General features: G+C 69.3%; 17 protein-coding genes. 7 read left to right on the top strand and 10 right to left on the bottom strand.

The features are described from left to right. The 3 genes from ACYVK3_RS06815 to ACYVK3_RS06805 form a co-directional block, all read right to left on the bottom strand. Window positions 1-703: LCP family protein (locus ACYVK3_RS06815; RefSeq protein ID WP_460496535.1), on the bottom strand; the 703-nt coding region annotated here is incomplete at its 3' end. Window positions 704-730: 27 nt separating this feature from the next. Continuing rightward, a complete protein-coding gene (locus tag ACYVK3_RS06810) occupies window positions 731-1,702 on the bottom strand; it encodes a UDP-glucuronic acid decarboxylase family protein (RefSeq protein WP_460496534.1) in 972 nt (323 codons plus the stop codon). Between the two features lie 51 nt (window positions 1,703-1,753). After that, on the bottom strand, window positions 1,754-3,313 hold the full coding sequence (locus tag ACYVK3_RS06805) for a sugar transferase (protein ID WP_460496533.1): 1,560 nt from the start codon (window positions 3,311-3,313) through the stop codon (window positions 1,754-1,756). Window positions 3,314-3,486: 173 nt separating this feature from the next. Here ACYVK3_RS06805 and ACYVK3_RS06800 point away from each other — a divergent pair, with 173 nt between their 5' ends. Further along, window positions 3,487-4,659, top strand: coding sequence for a glycosyltransferase family 4 protein (locus tag ACYVK3_RS06800; protein ID WP_460496532.1), 1,173 nt, complete (start codon window positions 3,487-3,489; stop codon window positions 4,657-4,659). A gap of 53 nt (window positions 4,660-4,712) precedes the next feature. On the opposite strand, the gene ACYVK3_RS06795 is transcribed toward ACYVK3_RS06800, so the two are convergent. Further along, on the bottom strand, window positions 4,713-5,198 hold the full coding sequence (locus ACYVK3_RS06795) for a hypothetical protein (RefSeq protein ID WP_460496531.1): 486 nt from the start codon (window positions 5,196-5,198) through the stop codon (window positions 4,713-4,715). A 277-nt stretch (window positions 5,199-5,475) separates the two neighbouring features. Here ACYVK3_RS06795 and ACYVK3_RS06790 point away from each other — a divergent pair, with 277 nt between their 5' ends. After that, on the top strand, window positions 5,476-5,670 hold the full coding sequence (locus tag ACYVK3_RS06790) for a hypothetical protein (protein WP_460496530.1): 195 nt from the start codon (window positions 5,476-5,478) through the stop codon (window positions 5,668-5,670). Between the two features lie 127 nt (window positions 5,671-5,797). Here ACYVK3_RS06790 and ACYVK3_RS06785 read toward each other — a convergent pair whose 3' ends face one another. Continuing rightward, entirely contained in the window at window positions 5,798-6,436 is a 639-nt protein-coding gene (locus ACYVK3_RS06785) for a CDP-alcohol phosphatidyltransferase family protein (RefSeq protein ID WP_460496970.1), read from the bottom strand. 272 nt (window positions 6,437-6,708) lie between these two features. On the opposite strand from ACYVK3_RS06785, the gene ACYVK3_RS06780 reads away from it, so the two are divergent. Beyond that, the gene (locus ACYVK3_RS06780; protein WP_460496529.1) at window positions 6,709-8,205 is read left to right on the top strand and encodes a glutamate-cysteine ligase family protein; all 1,497 of its coding nucleotides are present in this window, start codon (window positions 6,709-6,711) and stop codon (window positions 8,203-8,205) included. Here the strand turns inward: ACYVK3_RS06780 and ACYVK3_RS06775 are convergent. Continuing rightward, window positions 8,202-9,455, bottom strand: coding sequence for a hypothetical protein (locus tag ACYVK3_RS06775; RefSeq protein WP_460496528.1), 1,254 nt, complete (start codon window positions 9,453-9,455; stop codon window positions 8,202-8,204). The two genes, ACYVK3_RS06780 and ACYVK3_RS06775, sit on opposite strands and share 4 nt — an antisense overlap. 188 nt (window positions 9,456-9,643) lie before the next feature. Between ACYVK3_RS06775 and glyA the strand changes: the two genes are divergently transcribed. Continuing rightward, window positions 9,644-10,918: a serine hydroxymethyltransferase gene (glyA, locus tag ACYVK3_RS06770; protein ID WP_460496527.1), complete on the top strand. Its 1,275-nt coding sequence runs from the start codon at window positions 9,644-9,646 to the stop codon at window positions 10,916-10,918. 58 nt (window positions 10,919-10,976) lie between these two features. On the opposite strand, the gene ACYVK3_RS06765 is transcribed toward glyA, so the two are convergent. The 3 genes from ACYVK3_RS06765 to ACYVK3_RS06755 all read right to left on the bottom strand — a co-directional run bounded on the left by ACYVK3_RS06765 (window position 10,977) and on the right by ACYVK3_RS06755 (window position 12,549). Further along, window positions 10,977-11,336, bottom strand: a complete 360-nt coding sequence (locus ACYVK3_RS06765; RefSeq protein ID WP_460496526.1) for a DUF6188 family protein — start codon at window positions 11,334-11,336, stop codon at window positions 10,977-10,979. Further along, window positions 11,323-11,946, bottom strand: a complete 624-nt coding sequence (locus ACYVK3_RS06760) for a hypothetical protein (protein ID WP_460496525.1) — start codon at window positions 11,944-11,946, stop codon at window positions 11,323-11,325. Before ACYVK3_RS06760 ends, ACYVK3_RS06765 begins: the two co-directional genes overlap by 14 nt. A 387-nt stretch (window positions 11,947-12,333) precedes the next feature. Further along, window positions 12,334-12,549 (bottom strand): hypothetical protein, encoded by a 216-nt coding sequence (locus ACYVK3_RS06755; protein ID WP_460496524.1) that lies wholly within the window; start codon window positions 12,547-12,549, stop codon window positions 12,334-12,336. A 316-nt stretch (window positions 12,550-12,865) separates the two neighbouring features. Between ACYVK3_RS06755 and ACYVK3_RS06750 the strand changes: the two genes are divergently transcribed. The 3 genes from ACYVK3_RS06750 to putP all read left to right on the top strand — a co-directional run bounded on the left by ACYVK3_RS06750 (window position 12,866) and on the right by putP (window position 16,394). Continuing rightward, window positions 12,866-13,696 (top strand): P1 family peptidase, encoded by an 831-nt coding sequence (locus tag ACYVK3_RS06750; protein ID WP_460496523.1) that lies wholly within the window; start codon window positions 12,866-12,868, stop codon window positions 13,694-13,696. After that, complete coding sequence (locus ACYVK3_RS06745) at window positions 13,693-14,580, top strand: endo alpha-1,4 polygalactosaminidase (protein ID WP_460496522.1); 888 nt, start codon at window positions 13,693-13,695, stop codon at window positions 14,578-14,580. The genes ACYVK3_RS06750 and ACYVK3_RS06745 overlap by 4 nt, the downstream gene beginning before the upstream one ends. 302 nt (window positions 14,581-14,882) lie before the next feature. Beyond that, a complete protein-coding gene (gene putP / locus ACYVK3_RS06740; RefSeq protein ID WP_460496521.1) occupies window positions 14,883-16,394 on the top strand; it encodes a sodium/proline symporter in 1,512 nt (503 codons plus the stop codon). On the opposite strand, the gene ACYVK3_RS06735 is transcribed toward putP, so the two are convergent. Beyond that, on the bottom strand, window positions 16,388-17,899 hold the full coding sequence (locus tag ACYVK3_RS06735) for a GGDEF domain-containing protein (protein ID WP_460496520.1): 1,512 nt from the start codon (window positions 17,897-17,899) through the stop codon (window positions 16,388-16,390). The two genes, putP and ACYVK3_RS06735, sit on opposite strands and share 7 nt — an antisense overlap. Between the last annotated feature and the right edge of the window lie 68 nt (window positions 17,900-17,967).

Here is a 17,967-nt window from a genome sequence, read left to right as displayed (position 1 = left end):
GCCGCACCCAGTCGAGGGCCTCCTCCCCGTTCATGTGGTGCATGCCTTCTTCGAAGGTGCGGTAGGGCGGGTGGATCGACTCGATGGTCTGCTCGACGTACATGTTGACGCCGCCGAGCGCGTCCACGACCTCGACCAGGCCGGCGAAGTCGATCTCCACGACGTGGTCGATGCGCACGTCGGTCAGTTCCTCGACGGTCCGGACCACGAGGTTCGCCCCGCCCCACGAGTAGGCGGAGTTGAACTTCGCCTCGGTGCCGGTGTACTCGGGGTAGTAGAGCGCGTTGGGATCCTCGGGGATGTAGACGTACAGGTCGCGCGGAATCGAGATGCCGTAGGCCTCGGTGCCGGCCTCGTTGACGTGCAGGATGATCGCGGTGTCCGCGCGCGCGTCGGCCTCGTCGTTGCCCTCGCGGTGATCCGAGCCGAGCACGAGCACGTTGATCGCGCCGGTGCTCTTGTCGGGGCGGTCTTCGATCGAGTCCAGGTTGAAAGCGCGCTCGAGGTCGTCGTTGGCGCCGTTGGCGGTCGTCCACACGGCGGCACCGCCGCCCGCCGCGGCCAGTGACGCCACCAGGCCCACGGCCGAGCCGATCAGTCCGCGCCGGGTGGGCCCGCCGGCCGCCGCGGAGGCGACGCGAGCGCCGCCGCCACCGGAGGGCACCGAGGCGTTGCCCCGGTAATTGGAACCGGAATACGTCATGCCGACAGCTTACGCGGCGGGCGCACGCTAGTGCTGACCACGCACGCGCGCCTGCGGATCGGAGGTGGCGAAGTAGTCGATGGTCGCCTTGAGGCCGGCCTCGTAGGGCACCTGCGGGTGGTAGCCGAGGAGCTCCCTGGCCGCCGTCAGGTCGGGGCGGCGGCGCTCGGGGTCGTCGGAGGGCCGGTCGGTGTACTCGATGACCGACGCCGAGCCGGTGAGGCCGATGATGATCTCGGCGGTCTCGCGCACGGTCAGCTCGTATTCGGCGCCGAGGTTGATCGGCCCGTACTCCCCCGATTCGAGGAGCATGATCAGCCCGCGGACCAGGTCGTCGACGAAGCACAGCGAGCGGGTCTGCGAGCCGTCGCCGTGGACGGTCAGCGGCTTCCCCGCGAGCGCCTGCGTGATGAAGGTGGGGACGAAGCGGCCGTCGTCCGGCCGCATGCGCGGCCCGTAGGTGTTGAAGATCCGCACGATCGCCGCGTCCAGGCCCTTGTGGCGGTGGTAGGCGGCCACGGCGGCCTCGCTGAAGCGCTTGGCCTCGTCGTAGCAGGAGCGCACCCCGATCGGGTTCACATTCCCCCAGTACGACTCGGGCTGCGGGTGGATGAGCGGGTCGCCGTAGACCTCGGAGGTGGACGCCATCAGGAAGCGCGCGCCGTCGCCCAGCGCGCGGTCGAGCGCGTGCAGGGTGCCCACGGAGTCGACGCGGAGGATCTCGACCGGAAGGGTCTCGAAGTCCACGGGGCTGGCGGGGCAGGCGAAGTGCAGCACCGCGTCGAAGGGCTCGTCTCCTACCGGGAGGCCTTCGGTGACGTCGGCTTCGACCAAGGTGAGGTTCGGGTGGTCGGACAGGTTGTCTCGGGACCCGGTTGCGAAGTTGTCGACGGCCGTCACGTCGCAGCCTCGTTCCAGGAAGGCGTCGACGAGGTGCGAGCCCACCAGGCCCGCCCCGCCCGTCACGAGGATCCGGCTGCCAGTTCCGTAAGAAGTCATCAATTCCCCAGATTATCAGGGTTCCCCCGGCGTTTACCTGGGCGTAAGCGGTCAGTAAGCGCCTTTTCGCCGCAACACTACCGCCACGGTGCGGAAGAGGATCTGCAGGTCGGTCGTGAGGGACCAGTTGTCGACGTAGTAGAGGTCGAGCCGGACGGCATCGTCCCAGGACAGATCGCTGCGGCCGGACACCTGCCACAGTCCGGTGATGCCGGGCCGCACCAGCAGGCGGCGACGAACATCACCGAGGAAGTCGCCGTTCTCGGCGGGCAGGGGGCGGGGGCCGACGAGGCTCATCTCGCCCCTGACGACATTGATGAGCTGGGCGAACTCGTCGATGGAGGTGCGGCGAAGGAACTTGCCGACGCGCGTGATGCGCGGGTCGTCCTTCATCTTGAACAGCAGACCGTCGGTCTCGTTGTGCATCATGAGCGCCGCCTGTCGCTCCTCCGCGTCGATGTACATCGTACGGAATTTCCAGCAGCGGAAGGTCTCGCCGTCGCGGCCGACGCGCGCCTGGCGGAAGAACACCGGGCCGGGGCTGTCGACCTTGATGGCGATGGCCACGGCCAGGAACAGCGGCGACAGGATGACCAGGCCGAGCACCGAGGAGGAGATGTCGAGGATGTTCTTGATGAGCCAGCCGATGCCGGAGATCTTGGGCTCTTCGACGTGGAGCAGCGGCAGGCCCTCGACGGGCCTGATGTGCACCCGGGGCCCGGCGATGTCGGTGAGCTGGGGCGCGACGACGAGATCGCGGCCGGTGCCCTCGAGCTGCCAGGCGAGGCGGCGCAGGTCGGAGGCGTCGGCCGAGGCCGTGCCGCACACGGCGAGGGTGTCGGCGCGGAGCTGCTCGGCGCAGGTGACGACGTCGGTGCCGGCGAAGACCGGCACCGGGGTGTCCAGGTTGCGCACCGAGGAGGCGCCCTCGGTGACGTATATGCCGACGGGCACGAGCCCGGCGGCCGGGGCGCGGCGCACCGTCCGGTAGACCTCGAGGGTCTCGGGGTAGGAGCCGATGAGCAGCACGCGCTGGACGGCGCGGCCGACCTTGCGCATCTTGTGCAGGGCCATGCGGGCGGCGTAGCGGCAGGCGGCGATGAGGATCGCGCCCGCGGCGAGGATGACGGCCACCGAGGCGCGCGAGACGTCGGCCTTCAAGGTGAGCGCGAGGAAGGAGACCAGGGCCAGCATGAACATCGAGGCGCGGATGACGCGCTTGAACTCGTCGTTGCCCAGGCCGAGGTAGCGGCGGTCGTAGGAGCCGGTGCCCCAGAGGGTGAGGATCCATGCCAGCGGGAGCAGCAGCCAGACGACGAGGTGGAACAGGGGCATCTGTCCGTCGGTGAAGCCGGCGTCGGCGTGCGGGGTGAGGTTGACGGCGATGGCCGAAGCGGTCAGTGCGGCCGCGAAGTCGACGCCCACCAGCGCGGCCTGGTAGGAGCGGTGCCAGTTGGACGCGCGGACCAGCCGGCGCCACGCCGAGCGGGTGACTCCGTTCGTAACGAGCTTCGGATCACCGTCCTTCTGCGTGCCAGCCACGTGCGTTCCCGTCCGTTCGTACTTCCCGGCTGGGTATTGCTTTGCTGGGCGTTCCAGGCTCGTAGCCACTGCACATCCCTGCGGTCGTCAGCTTACGGTGGAGGTGAGTGTCCGCGGGGGAGATCGAAGTCACCGATCGCTACCGGGCGGCCCGCCGACACGGTACCCGACAACCTACACCTATTCAGCGCCTGAGGTATCTTCGGCCGAGCTGAAAGCCGTGCGCGCCACCCGGAGGCCATGTGAAAATCGTCATCGCCCATAACCGCTACGCATCGGCGCAGCCGTCGGGCGAGAACGTGATCGTCGACTACGAGATCGGCGCGCTGCGGGACGCCGGCGTGGACGTGGTGCCGTTCCTGCGATCCTCCGATGAGATCGGTGGCCTTGCCCCGCATCAGAAGGCGGCGCTCGTGGTCTCGCCGGTGCATGCCGCCCGGACGCAGCGGGACCTCGCGGCGGTGCTCGAGCGGGAGCGGGCGGACGTGCTGCACCTCCATAATCCCTATCCGCTGCTGTCACCCTCGGTGGTCAACACGGCGCACCGTGCGGGAGTGAAAGTGGTGCAGACCATTCACAATTACCGGCACGACTGCGTCAACGGACTGTATTTCAGGGACGGCCACGACTGCACGGACTGCCACGGTCGGCGCTGGAACGCACCGGGCGTGTTGCACGCCTGCTACCGCGGCTCGCGCGCGCAGAGCGCGGTGATGGCGGTGGCACTGGGCGCGCACCAGCGGACGTGGAAGACGGTGGACCGGTTCGTCGCACTGACGGACGCGATCGCGGACTTCTTGCGCGGCACCGGCATCGGGGACGAGCAGATCCGCGTCAAGCCGAACGCCATCGCCGACCCCGGGCCGGTGCCGCTCGGCGAGGGCTTCCTGTTCGGGGCGCGGCTGGTGCCCGAGAAGGGCGTGGAACTGCTGCTGGACGCCTGGCGCCGGGCGGACCTGCCGGGGCGGCGGCTGCGGATCGCGGGCGACGGGCCGCTGCGGCCCCTCGTCGAGGAGGCGGCCGCAAGAGAAGAAGGTATCGAATACCTCGGGCAGCTCGATGCCGACGGCATGCGTGCGGCGCTGGCGGCGTCAGCGGCCGTGGTGATCCCGTCGGTCTGGCGGGACGTGTTGCCGACCACCGGACTGGAGGCGCTGGCGAGCGGGCGCGCGATCGTGGCGACGCGGATGGGCGGGGCGCCGTTCGTCGCGGGCGCCGATGCGGCAGCGCCGGCCGGCGTGGCGGTGGAGCCGAACGCGCAGGCCCTGGCGCGGGGCCTCGAGACGGTGGCGAAGGACCCGGCCTATGCGGCCAATGCGAGGGCCCGCTACGAGTCGACCTTCTCCCCCGATGTGGTCTTGCGCCAATTGATCGGCATCTACGAGGAGCTGCTCGAGGAGGAGGCCCTCAAGTGAACGCCGTTGTAGGGCGACGGCTTCACAAGTAGGCCTCCTGCTCGTGACCGCAGCTAGCAGCCGCAGATGACGATGCCGGGCTCGAAGGCCGCGTTGCGGTCTCGCGGCTCTTCGCCGTGGCCCCAGCCGTCGGTGTGCGCCTTCTCGTGCGCGCCGACCCGGTCCCAGTCCGACTGGCCGGCACCGTAGCGCTCCATTTCGCACTTGTCGTAGACGATGTACCAGTCGCCCTCGGACCACCAGGTCGCGTAGGCCAGGACGCCGTCGTGGCAGTCACCGCCGTAGAAGGTCGGCACGTTGCCGTCGTGGTCGGGCGGGTAGGTGTGCCCCTTGTCGCCGTGGTCGAGGGTGGAGAACTGCTCGGACTCGGCGGCGGCCTCCTGTTCGGGGGTTGGGTCGGTGATGACGGTGAGGGTCAGGATGTTGTCGGCGTGGGCATGCGCATGGTCGTCGGCCGATGCGGCGGGCGGCGCATCGAACGACAGCGTGAACATGACGGCGAGTGCGCCGGCGGCGGCGAGCAGGGCCTTCAAGGGCATATGCGCTCCTTCTGGTTGCGAGGGAAGCAGTGCGATCTTCTCGCCACTGCTTTTATTAAGGTTTGCATACAGATAGCGACATGTCAATGAATTCATACCGATTTGCGATGGTCTGCGGCCTCCGTGGAACGCCCGCGGTCGCTCCAAGATCGACTACGCACTTGCGGCCGAATGATCCGATCCCCTTGATATCGGCGCGTCGACCCCTACGGTGGAAGTGAGGGTCGAGGCTCCTCGCCTGGGAGGGACCGGCCCCGGCTTGTCGCACCGGCCCGGCTTGTCGCACCGGCCCCGCGGCACCGCCGTCGAGACCGCCGACGACCAATGCGGCGGCAGCGGACAAGTCGACGACGTCGTGGCCACGGCCGCGTCGACCGACGACGCGGTCGAGCAGGCCCCGCCGGGCAAGTCCGGTGCGCTGGAGAGGACCGTCACCGACACGGAGGGCAGCCGCTGGGAGACGTGCGCATGATCGTCGAAGGCGGCGTCGTCCGCCGGCTACGAGACCGTCACGGTCGAGCCCGACTCCGCGGCGACGGTCGAGGTGCCGCCGGGACCCGAGTGATCGGCTCCCGGATACGAATCCGGCCTCCCGCCGTTCAGCGGAGCGACGCGCGGGCGGCGGCGGCGATGCTCGCCAGGAGGAACAGGGCGTTGACCCCGCCGAAGAACAGCATGACCGCGGCCATCGCCTCGGGCCAGGCGAGGGCCAAGGCGATGACGACGATGACGAAGCCGTAGTCGCGGACGAGCTTGATCGAGCGGACGACGATGTTGCCCGACTTCACCAGCGAGACGCCGCTGTCCCCCTTGGCCATCACCGAGGTGACGAGGTTGGTCATCCACAGTGCCGCGAAGGCCGCGCCTACCCAGGCCGGAACGCCCGGCGTGTACGCGTCGACGACCGCGACCACGACCGCGACCACCGAGGCCTGGATCGCCACGTCCGTCAGGATGTCGACGCGCGCGCCGGCCTCGGAGCCCGTCTCGGTGGCGCGGGCGAGCTGCCCGTCGGCGCAGTCGAGCATGTAGGCGACCTGCCACAGCACGAGCGCGGCGAGCGCGACCGGCCACCATGGAGCGCCGTCCCGCGCGAGCGGAATGTAGGCGATCACGCCCGCCGACGTGCCCAGCCCGATGATCAGGTTCAGCAGCGTCAGGTGGGTCGGTTTGAGGCCCGTCCGCCATGCGAGGTGGGCGAAGAGGGAAGCGCCCCTCTGGTCGAGCATCGTGAACATGCCGCCGCCTCGGAGGGCGGCATGGAAGTCGGCCGGGCCGAGCCGATGAGCGCGCTGTTCGGTCACGCGCCGATCCTACTTGGTGCGCGGTAACGCACCCACGGTTGCCAAGTGAGACCCGCTTGTGTCAACCTTTTGACACCACTGTCGGTAGTCGATCCCTAATATGTGCGTGAAGTACATCATTTGGGGCGAAACAACATCTCCCTTGGTAGCCATGAAGTGACCTACCGTCTTAAGGTTGATAAACCATCGATTCCTGGGGAGGAAACATGGGCGACGAGGTGAGCGGTTCTGCCTTGGCGCATTGGGATCAATCCGCATACCAAGCGAAACTCCAAGCAGGACGAGAGGCCCTCGCGCAACTCCTGGCCGACCGGCGACTCGACGGCAACCGGCCGCTCACCGGCGTCGAACTGGAACTCGATCTCCTCGAGCACAACGGGGATCCGGCCTTCGCGAACGAGGCCGTCCTGCAATACCTGCACACCGCCGGCGATGAGGAGGCCCTCTACAGCGCCCAGCACGAGCTCGGCGCGTTCAATCTCGAACTGAACCTGCCCCCCAGGATGCTCGACGGGGCCGGGATCTCTTGGTACGAAAGCGATCTGGCCGCCGTCCTCGCCGAGGTCCGCGAGGCCGCCGGCAAGGCCGGTGTCTACTGCTGCCCCATCGGCACGATGCCCACGCTCCTCACCGACCACATGGAAGTGGAGACGCTGTCGAGCGCCAAGCGCTACCGGCTCCTCAACGAGGAGATCATGGCCGCGCGCGGCGAAGACGTCCACATTGACATCTCAGGGGCCGAGTCGGTCCGCTATTCCTGTTCCAATATCGCTCCCGAAACCGCCAATACCTCCGTCCAATTCCACCTCCAGGTCTCCCCCGAGGCATTTCCCCGCTACTGGAACACCGCCCAAGCCCTCGCAGGAGTCCAGGTCGCGCTGGGCGCCAATTCCCCCTATCTGTTCGGGCGCCAGTTGTGGGCGGAGACCCGCATCGCGCTGTTCGAACAGGGCACCGACACGCGCCAGCCCTCCCAGCGCGACGCGGGGGCGATGCCGCGCGCCTGGTTCGGGGAGCGCTGGATCGACAGCGTCCTGGACCTGTTCGACGAGAACTACAAGCACTTCGCGCCGCTATTACCGCTTTGCGGCCCCGAGGACCCGATCGAGGTCGTCGCCGACGGCGGCGTCCCGATCCTGCGCGAGCTGCGGTACCACAACGGCACCATCTACCGCTGGAACCGCCCGGTCTACGACATCCGCTCCGGCCGCCCGCATCTGCGCGTGGAGAACCGGGTCCTGCCCGCCGGGCCGACGCCGGCCGACATCTGCGCGAACATGGCGCTGTTCTACGGGCTCGCGGCGCACTTCGCCGAAGGCGAGACGCAGCTGAGCGACCGACTCGACTTCGAGTCGGCGACGTCGAACTTCCTCGCCGCGGCCCGGCACGGCATCCAGGCCGACCAGGTCTGGCCCGGCCGGGGCCTGGTGCCGGTGCGCAAGCTCGTGCTCGAGGAACTGCTGCCGCTCGCGTCGGACGGGCTCGCCTCGCTGGGCGTGTCGGCCCGCGACGCCGACCGCTTCCTCGACGTCATCGAGCAGCGGTGCCGCCGCGGGGTCAACGGCGCCTCCTGGCAGGTCGCCAGGGTGCAGGTGGCCGAGCACCGGCAGCGCCTTGAGCGGTTCGACGCGCTCCGGGCGATGGTGCTCGACTACGCCGCCCAGTCGGCCGACGGCCGACCGGTCCACGAGTGGGAGGTCTAAGACTCCGAGTCCGAGGAGTCGGAGGAGTCCGCGGAGTCCGAAGCGGCGTCGGGCTCGGCGTCACCGAGCTTGCGCCGGGTGCGCTTCGAAGCCTTGCGGGTGCGCTTGGGCTTGGGCGCGGGCTTCGGATCGGTCCCGGTGTCCTTGTCGGCGGTGAGGGTGCCGCCCTCGCCGACCGGCTTGAGCTCTTGGACCCAGTCGACGTCCGGGTCCGCCGCCTCGGCTTCGGCCGGTCTGCCCGGCATCGACTTGGTCTTGCCGTCGTTCGTGTCGTCGAAGGCCGAGCCGGGCGCCTGCGGGACGGTCCAGCCGGGAGCGGACTCGACGAGCGCGTCGTCGCGTTCGGCCGGCTTGCCGGGCAGGTCGTCGTCGACTTGGCTGCCGGCGCGCGGGATCGCGGTGACGACGAGCGATCCGAGGAGGCCGGCGATGGCCGCGTACGGGCCGACGAGGAAGACCGCCATCGACTCGGGGCTGTCGGCCAGCGGAGGGCCGGCGACCAGGTGCGCGACGGTGACGATGAGCGGCCCGGCGATGCCCGAGGCCGCGGCGATCCGGTAGCCGGAGCTGGTGATCTGCTTGCGGCGCGCCAGGATGGCGACGATCGCGCCGATGAGCGCGGAGCCGACCACGAACGGCACGGCGATGGACAGGCCGCGCTGCCCGAGCGCCGAATCGGGGTCGCCCCACGAACCCCAGACGGCCAGTTCCGTCACCTCGGAGGTGGACTCGCCGATCTCCACGAACGTCGCGAGGATGGCGAGCAGCCAGATCAGCCCGATCGAGGCGCCGACGTTGACCGCGACCGAGCGTGAGCCCAGGCCGATGAGGGTGAGCACGAAGCCGACGGCCGAGCCGACGGCGGCGGCCATGAGCGGGTCCGGCGGGAAGGAGTCGGACACGGCGCTCTGCTGGGCCGACAGCGCCACGAGGGGCCCGACGGCGAACGCGCCTACGGCGGAGGCGGCCACTGCGGCGACGCGGACGGCGGGCGAGCCGGAGACCTCGCCGCGTCCGCCGATGACCCCGGAGGCCAGGCCTCCGACGACACAGGAGGCGGCGGCGAACCACACGACCCAGGCGAGGTTCGCGTTCCAGCGATGGTCGAGGACGGGGTCCGCGGAACCGGGCGCAGCCTCGGCCCAGGACAGCAGCCCGAAGCCGTACGCGAGCCCGAGCTGGGCCAGCGCCGCCATCGCGGCTACCGCGAATCCCACACCGATCGCGTTGGTTGCGGTTTTAGGTGACATACATCGCACCGTACTGCGTGTACGCAATGGAGTCTCGAACGCCCGGATGAGTGACAGGGGAAGGACGCCGCCGGTCACAGTGCCCGAAACGCAGCTGAGCGGGGCCGGGGGCGGCGGTTATGCTCGTGGGGTCAAGGCCACCTGCCCGGTCGCCGTGCTCAGACCATGCCGATCGACAAGGAGCATAAATGACTGACGCCTATGAGGCCCTCACCGCGAACCTCGCGGCCGCCGACCCGGAGATCGAGCGGCTCATCGAGGCCGAGGGACGCCGGGAGTCAGAGAAGATCCGGCTCATCGCCTCCGAGAACTACGTCTCCGAGGCGGTCATGGAGGCCACCGGGTCCATCCTGACGAACAAGTACTCCGAGGGCTACGCGCGCAAGCGCTACTACGAGGGCCAGCAGCTCATCGACGAGGTCGAGGAGGTGGCGATCGCCCGCGCCAAGGAGCTGTTCGGCGTCGACCACGCCAACGTGCAGCCCTACTCGGGGAGCCCCGCGAACCTCGCCGTCTACCTGGCGTTCCTGAACCCCGGCGACACCGTCATGGGCATGGGCCTGCCGATGGGCGGGCACCTGACCCACGGCTGGAGCGTCTCGGCCACGGGCAAGTGGTTCAACGCCGTGCACTACGGGGTCCGCAAGGACACCGGCCGGATCGACCTCGACGAGGTCGCCGAGATCGCCCGCAAGGAGCGCCCGAAGCTCATGATCTGCGGCGGGACCGCGATCCCCCGCACGATCGACTTCGAGGGCTTCGCGAAGATCGCCGCCGAGGTCGACGCGGTCCTCATGGCCGACATCGCCCACATCGCCGGCCTCGTCGCCGGCGGGGCGCACCCGAGCCCGGTGGGCCACGCCCCGGTCATCACGACCACGACCCACAAGACGCTGCGCGGTCCGCGCGGCGCGATGATCATGACCGACGCCGACCACGCGAAGGCGATCGACAAGGCGGTCTTCCCCGGTCTCCAGGGCGGCCCGCACAACCACACCACCGCCGCGATCGCGGTGGCGCTGCGCGAGGCGGCCCGCGAGTCGTTCAAGGCCTATGCCGCGCAGATCGTCAAGAACGCGAAGGCGCTGGCCGCCGCGCTGAGCGACCGCGGTTACGACCTGGTCTCGGGCGGCACGGACAACCACCTGATCCTGGTCGACCTCAGCAGCAAGGAGATCGGTGGGAAGCCCGCGGCGAAGGCCCTCGACGTGGCCGGCATCGAGCTGAACTTCAATACGGTGCCGTACGACCAGCGCAAGCCGTTCGACCCGTCGGGTCTGCGCATCGGCACCTCCGCGGTGACCACGCGCGGCATGACCGAGGGCGACATGGCATTGGTGGCGAACTGGATCGACCGCGCCATCAGCGCCGCGAAGGCCGAGAAGGACGGGGAGCTCGACGCGATCGCCGGCGAGATCCGCGAGTTCACCAAGGCCTACCCGATCCCGGGCTGGCACGCCTAGACCGTTGAGCAGCAAGGGGGTCGGCCCGCACGGGCCGGCCCCCTTTCGCATGCCTCGCTCAGCTCCAGGTGGCGAGCTCGCCGCCCGGCATGCACACCATGCGTTGGCCCGCCGGACCCGTGAGGCTCCAAGCCTCGAAGTCGGGATCGGGCCCGGCAGTCAACTGAGGCCCTGCCGCGAAGTCGATCTCGAGTGTGCCGCCGTGGGCGGCGGCCGTTCGAATGGTCAATCCGTGCAGACGCGCGGCCAGCGCGCGTACCGAATCGGGCTCGTCGCCCTGGAACTCCTGCGGGGCTTCGTCCTCGCCGGCCTCCAGGCTGGATTCGATGGTGATGACCCAACCTCCGCTGGTGCGCAGGGTGAGCGGGGCTTGATCCGAGACCGCCACAGTCTGGCCGGCCAATTCAGTCTCCATCATGTTGCCATCCTTGTGGCTGATCGAAGGTGCCATCCTCGCGGATGGGGATATGGGTGTGCGCCCTTGATCCGGGTCTGCCGTCCAAGCCGACGGGCTGCCCGTGCTGATTGTAGAACCGCACGTATCCGTGGGGATAACGCTCGGTGCCGTCCATGACACGGACCATGTCGGTGTTTCCATCGGCTCCCGGCCGCTGCCAAACGGAGCCCTTGGCATTGTCCGCGGTCCGCGGCGACCAGCTTTCAGGGACGCCCGGCGGGGGTTGGACGTGCCGCTGAGCCTTTCGGGGTGCGCCCGTGCCGCGTTCTCCGCGCGGTTCCGGAACGGTTGCCGGCGCAGCCCCAGTGTGGGCGCTACCCGTGTTGCGAAGGGCCTGCGCTTGCGCCTGTATTCGCTCGGCAGCGTTGACAAGTGCTACCAGTGCGGATCGAAGGCCCTCCAGTTCCGTGCGGATCCGTCCGGCTTCAGTTACTTTGCCTTCGGCACCGAGCGACTGGAGCCGATGTGACAGTTGCTCAGCCTTGTCGATGGCACCGCCAGAGTCCGCGGCGGCCTCTTCGATGGCGGCTTTGGCGGACTCGATCGCCGCGCTCAGGTCGTCGATGGACATCGGGAAGAGTCTCCTCCATGCGCGCTGGCGACAGCGAGGCACGTGGAGTCTCGGCGAGGGGCGGAGGTTCGCAGGATCACAGTGCTGGCAACGGCGGCTGCGGTCCCCGGAGTCCTCGGTACTGATGGCCATCTCATAAGCACCTTGCCGCCGGCTTGGCAGGGGGACCAGGCGACACGTGAGCCGGAGGGAAGGTGCAGCGCGGGCAGGGCCTCCGGGTGCGCCGCGGCTCGTCCGGCCGATCGCCCGCCATGAGAGAGGCCTCTTGAAGCGGCCCGAGCATGACGAAACGCGCTGGCCATTGTCGGCTCAGCGCGTCACGCGTGTGTGTTCTTGAGTTTGCAGTCTTGGCGCGCACCTCGTGGGTGCGTCTAAGCCATTGCCCTACTAGGCGGCGCGGGTCAGCGAACCGCGCTCGACCCGGTCGGCCATCCGGCGCAGGACGCCGGCGGTCGAGAAGCGCACCTTCTCCTGGGCCGTGGCACCAGCGATGTACGGCTTGTTCGCGCGGCCGTCGTCGACGACCGGAGCGTTGGGGAGCGCCGAGGTGGCGGTGGTGTTGGCGGCGTCGACTGCGAGGTATGCACCTACGAACTCGTTCATGATTCTTCCTTCCCGGCATGGTGTGCCGGATAGTGGATTTCTCAGGGATGAACCACTCGTCGATGACGCCTTTGTCGACGGCGGCGGGCCAATGCTGTGGCATTGGGACCGGGAGTTCGAGCTTCAGATCGGGATTGCCGCTTCGTTGCCTTGGCTCCCGGCTTCGATGTCAATCGTATGACTCGTGCGGCTAGGAAATCCAGGGATTTCGCGTGGGTCACATGTATCCCACACCACTGTCCACAGAGATCTAAGTTACCGTTTGGTTATCTTCGCTGACGACCGAGTCGACTCCCGTGGGCGGTAGTCTGTCGATATGTGGGACATGGGGGTTCGGGTCGGCCATTGGACGGGCGAGCGCACCGGCTGCACGGTGCTGCTGTTCCCGACCGCGACACTGGCCTCGGGCGAAGTGCGCGGCGGCGCCCCGGCGAGCCGCGAGATCGAGCTGCTCGACCCGATCAGGTCGAACGCCGGGATCGACGCCGTCCTGCTCACCGGGGGCTCGGCGTTCGGGCTGGCCGCCGCCGACGGGGTCATGCGCTGGCTCGCCGAACGCGGGCACGGCGTCGCCACGCCCGGCGGCGTGGTGCCGATCGTGCCGACGCTCGCGCTATACGACCTCGACGGCTCGGGCGTCGTTCCGGGCCCGGCCGAGGGCTACGCGGCCTGCGAGGCCGCCGACGCCGAAGCGCCGCTGGAAGGCCCGGTCGGCGCCGGGCGGGGCGCGACGGTCGGGCAGTGGCGCGGCGCGGTGCTGCCCTCGGGGCTGGCCGCGGCGACGCTGCGCAGCGGCGACCTGGTCGTGAGCGCCCTGACGGCGGTGAACGCCTTCGGCGAACCGGGGCCGCTCGACCGCAGCCTCCTCAGGCCGGAGGGCTTCCCGGTGGCGTTCGGGCGGAACACGACGATCGGGGTGGTCGCGACGAACGCGCGGCTCACCAAGGTCGAGTGCAAACTGCTCGCGCAGGGCGCGCACGACGGGCTGGCGCGAGCCGTCAGCCCGGTGCACACCCGCATGGACGGCGACGCGTTCATCGCCGCCGCGACCGGCGCGGTGGAGGCCTCGGCCGACGTGGCGAGGGCGCTCGCGGTGGAGGCGGTCGCCGAGGCGATAGGCGGTGGGCGGTCGGCCCGCCGAACATGAGCCGAATCCGGGCCGCGCTCGCGGCCACCGCGTTCCTCGCCGCCGGCTGCGCCGCGCCCGCCGGGACCGACGCTCGCGGCGAGGCGGAGGAGTGGATCTACCAGCTCACCGACTACGACGACGGCGGCCTCGGCGCGATCGCCGACACCTCGTTCGACGTCGCGGTCATCGACCTGGCACGCGACGGCGGCGAGGACTACTTCACCGCCGAGGAGATCGGCGCGCTCCGCGAGGCGGGCAAGACCGTCTACGCCTACTTCACCATCGGCTCGATCGAGACGTACCGGCCCGAGTACCCGGCGGTCGCCGCGACCGACATGGTCCTCAACCGGTGGGAGGCGTGGCCCGACGAGCACTTCGTGGCGTACTGGGACGAGCGGTGGTGGGACCTGGTGATGCGCCCGCGCCTCGACCAGGCGCTGGCGGCCGGCTTCGACGGGGTGTACCTGGACGTGCCGAACGCCTACGAGGAGATCGACCTGGAGCTGGTGCCCGGGAAGGACCGCGAGCGCCTGGCGCTCGAGATGGTCGAGCTGATCGTGAGGGCCAAGGACCACCTGGCGGCGAGGCGGCCGGGCTTCGAGGTGCTGCCGCAGAACGCCCCGGAGCTGCGCGAATTCCCCGGGTACATGGAGGCGATCGACGGGATCGGCGTCGAGGAGCTGTTCTTCCTCGCCACCGACGAACCGTGCGGGCGCGACTGGTGCGCCGAGAACCTCGAGCACGTGCGCGCGATCGCCGAGGCCGGCAAGCGCGTCCTGGCCGTCGACTACGCCGTCGAGGAGGACCACCGGGCCGCGGCCTGCGAGCGGTACGCCGAAGAGGGCTTCACGGGGGCCGTCGCCGGAGTGGACCTGGACGGGATATACCGGCCGTGCGCATGACGTTCAGTGTCACAATGACCTCGTAGTGTTCAATGGAAGCCCGGCTGCCCGTTTTGCGGGGCCACACCCGGATCCGGACTGGCATAGGTTGCAATCCCGTATCGGTGAACGATGCCCGAATCGACGCCGCTTCACCGGATGTCCCGTTCGGGAGGCGGTTGGGAAACACCCAGGCGGGTATAGAAGTCGATATATCGGTAGCGGAGACTCGCCTGGGTGATGATTTCAAGGGTTCTTATGCGATGAGAGCCACTGTATGATCAGCGCCATTGCCCGAAAACCTTCGATTGCGAGGTACTCACATGGTCGATCTATCGGCTCCGATCCTCACGACCTTCATCGCCTATCTGCTCGTCATGGTCCTCATCGGCGTCTGGGTCTACCGGCGGACCAAGACCCTCTCCGACTTCGCCCTCGGCGGGCGCTCCCTCAACGCCCCCACCGCCGCCCTCTCGGCGCAGGCCTCGGACATGTCCGGCTGGCTCCTGCTCGGCCTGCCCGGCGCCATCTACGCCTTCGGTCTCGGTGAGGCCTGGATCGCCGTCGGCCTCGCGATCGGCACGTACCTCAACTGGCTGTTCGTCGCCCCGCGCCTGCGCACCTACACCGAGCGCGCCCACAACTCCATCAGCCTGTCCGCCTACCTCGAATCGCGCTTCGAGGACCGGACCCACCTGCTGCGGATCGTCTCGGCGCTCATCATCGGCGTGTTCTTCACCGTCTACGTCGCCTCCGGCCTGGTCGCCGGCGGCCTGCTGTTCGAGACCATCTTCGACGTCGACCCCACGCTCGCCATCACCGTGGCCGTCATCGTGATCGTCGTCTACACGTTCCTCGGCGGCTTCCTGGCCGTGTCCTTCACCGACTTCATCCAGGGCGTCCTCATGTTCGTGGCGCTGGTCGTGGTCCCGCTCATTGTCGTCGGCACGCTCGGCGGCTTCGACGCCCTGTTCGGCGACGTCGAGCGCACCCACCCGGACCTGCTCAACTGGTTCGACGAGGCCAGCTTCGCCGACGGCGCCTGGACCGACGGCTCCAGCCTGTCCTTCGTGTACATCGCGGGCCTGCTCGCGTGGGGCCTCGGCTACTTCGGCCAACCGCACATCCTCGCGCGCTTCATGGGCATCCGCTCGGCAGGGGACGTCCCGGTCGCCCGCCGCATCGGCACCTCCTGGGTGCTGGTGACGCTCGCCGCCGCCGTGTTCATCGGCCTGGCCGGCATCGCCTACTTCGACGAGCCGCTCGAGAACCCCGAGACCGTGTTCCTCGCGCTCACGCAGGACCTGTTCAACCCGTGGATCGCCGGCATCGTCCTCGCCGCGGTCCTCGCCGCGATCATGTCGACCGCCGACTCCCAGCTCCTGGTCGCCTCGACCGCCGTCACCGAGGACTTCTACCGCCGCTACATGCGCCGCCAGGCCCGCGACGCCGAGCTGGTGTGGATCGGGCGCGGCGCCGTCGTCGTGGTCGCCGTCATCGCCTACGTCCTCGCGCTCCAAGGCGGCACGGTGCTCGACATCGTCGCCTACGCCTGGGCCGGGTTCGGCTCGGCGTTCGGCCCGATCATCATCCTGTCGCTGTACTGGTCGCGCATGACCTGGCTCGGCGCCCTCGCCGGCATGATCGTCGGCGCCGGAACGGTCTTCACCTGGGAGGCGCTCGACTCCCCCGGCGGCGTGTACTCGCTGCTGCCCGGCTTCGCGGCCGGCCTCATCGCCGCCTGGGCCTTCGGCCTGGTCGGTCGCAGGCCCGACCGCGAGTGGATCGGCAAGTACGCGAGCGTCAAGGAGGAGGCCGAGCCCGCGGCTCAGTAGGACTTCCGCGACCGCTTCATCTGGTACATCGCCTGGTCGGCGGCCCACAGCGTCTGCGCGGGGTTGCCGCCGGGCACCAGGCGGGCCCAACCGATCGAGACGTCGACCGGCGTGCCGGGGACTGAGTACTCCCAGTTCTCGGCCGCCACGGCCACACGGATCCGCTCCGAGACCGCGTCGGCGTCGAACTCGGTGGCGCCCGGCAGGACGAGGATGAACTCATCGCCTCCGGTGCGCGCCAGCAGGTCCCCCGAGCGCACCACACTGGACAGCAGCGCGGCCACGCGCTGCAGTATCGCATCGCCCGCCTGGTGGCCGTGCGTGTCGTTGACGGCCTTGAAGCCGTCGAGGTCGAGCACCGCGATCATCCCGTCGCCGACGACCTCGGCGAGGAAGGCGTCGAGCTTGCGCCGGTTCGGCAGCCCTGTCAGGTCGTCGGTGTTCGCCCGGTCGGCCCAGCCCGCGGCGGCCCGCCGCAGCTGGTCGTGGTCGACCAGTGCCGCGGCCGAGTCCAGGTAGATAGTGTGGAACTCGTTGATCTGCTTGTACAGCGCGTACGTCGTCTGGTGCGCGGCCAGGATCGACTCGGCGTGGTCGCCCGTCGCCACCAGCGCCAGCGAGCGCAGGTGCTCGGGCTCCATCACCCCGATCGTCTCGTCCCCGATCTCGCGCGCCTCCAGTGTCGCCAGTGCCTCGGGACCGCGGCCCTGGGCGATGAGCCGGGAGGCGCGGGCCAGGGCCCGCAGGTCGAGGGCCTCGGCCGAAGAGGTCGTCGCAGGCAGCAGCTGCTCGACCGACCACTGTTCGGAGAAGCCGAGGAGGCTCAGACGGCCCAGCGCGTAGTGAATCCATTCAATCTCGCGCGTGTCCAAGTCGTGCAGATGCGGTTTGACGCGGCGCAGCTCCCTGCGCAGCAAGCCGATGCAGGCGTGCGGGTCGCCGGTGTAGTAGGCCAGGAGCGCCTCGCGGACGCGGATCTCGACCCCTTCGACCGAGGGTCTGGGGATGCCGATGCGCTCGGCGAGCATGTGGCACTCGTCGAGCGCCGCGGAGGACTGCTGCTGGTAGCCGCAGTTGCTCATGACCACCGCCAGGTCGTACCAGGCGTCGACCGCGGCCTGGCTGGCCTCGTTCATGGAGCGCAGGGCGCGGGAGGCGAGCACGAGATGCTGCGCGGTGAAGTGGAGGGACTTGACGTGATGGTGGTGGTACCAGGCGGCGAGCGCGTGGAACTTGCCGGTGAGGCGGTAGTCGCGGCAGCGCCGCACGGCCGAGTCGGACTGGTCGAGCGTGTTGGGGATCTCGGCGATGGCCCGCTGGCTGATCTGCCCCTGGAGAATGAAGAGCCACGCTTGGGCACGCCGCTGCGCCGTCGGTGCATTGTAGGCGATCGTGGTGGCGTTGTCGACGGCCTCGGCTACCCGGCCCGATCCCATCAGCGCGCGCAGGCGCCGATACTCCTCGGCATAATCACGCGCAGGTGTGGTCTCCTTCCGTGGCGTCACAGCCCTATCCTGCCACCCCCAAGCGGATATATCTAGTGGCGGTTACCGCCTTCGCACCCCGCCCGCGG

This window comes from Glycomyces tarimensis (genome assembly GCF_054776215.1).
The sequence above is the reverse complement of the archived record's forward strand: the minus strand, read 5'-3'. Positions and strand labels throughout refer to the sequence as shown.

Bases quoted from the DNA above. Each gene is read 5' to 3' on its own strand.
- ACYVK3_RS06810 (WP_460496534.1), bottom strand. From the start codon at position 1,702: ATGACTTCTTACGGAACTGGCAGCCGGATCCTCGTGACGGGCGGGGCG.
- ACYVK3_RS06795 (WP_460496531.1), bottom strand. From the start codon at position 5,198: ATGCCCTTGAAGGCCCTGCTCGCCGCCGCCGGCGCACTCGCCGTCATG.
- ACYVK3_RS06785 (WP_460496970.1), bottom strand. From the start codon at position 6,436: ATGTTCACGATGCTCGACCAGAGGGGCGCTTCCCTCTTCGCCCACCTC.
- ACYVK3_RS06780 (WP_460496529.1), top strand. From the start codon at position 6,709: ATGGGCGACGAGGTGAGCGGTTCTGCCTTGGCGCATTGGGATCAATCC.
- ACYVK3_RS06775 (WP_460496528.1), bottom strand. From the start codon at position 9,455: ATGTCACCTAAAACCGCAACCAACGCGATCGGTGTGGGATTCGCGGTA.
- glyA (WP_460496527.1), top strand. From the start codon at position 9,644: ATGACTGACGCCTATGAGGCCCTCACCGCGAACCTCGCGGCCGCCGAC.
- ACYVK3_RS06765 (WP_460496526.1), bottom strand. From the start codon at position 11,336: ATGATGGAGACTGAATTGGCCGGCCAGACTGTGGCGGTCTCGGATCAA.
- ACYVK3_RS06760 (WP_460496525.1), bottom strand. From the start codon at position 11,946: ATGTCCATCGACGACCTGAGCGCGGCGATCGAGTCCGCCAAAGCCGCC.
- ACYVK3_RS06755 (WP_460496524.1), bottom strand. From the start codon at position 12,549: ATGAACGAGTTCGTAGGTGCATACCTCGCAGTCGACGCCGCCAACACC.
- ACYVK3_RS06750 (WP_460496523.1), top strand. From the start codon at position 12,866: ATGTGGGACATGGGGGTTCGGGTCGGCCATTGGACGGGCGAGCGCACC.
- ACYVK3_RS06745 (WP_460496522.1), top strand. From the start codon at position 13,693: ATGAGCCGAATCCGGGCCGCGCTCGCGGCCACCGCGTTCCTCGCCGCC.
- putP (WP_460496521.1), top strand. From the start codon at position 14,883: ATGGTCGATCTATCGGCTCCGATCCTCACGACCTTCATCGCCTATCTG.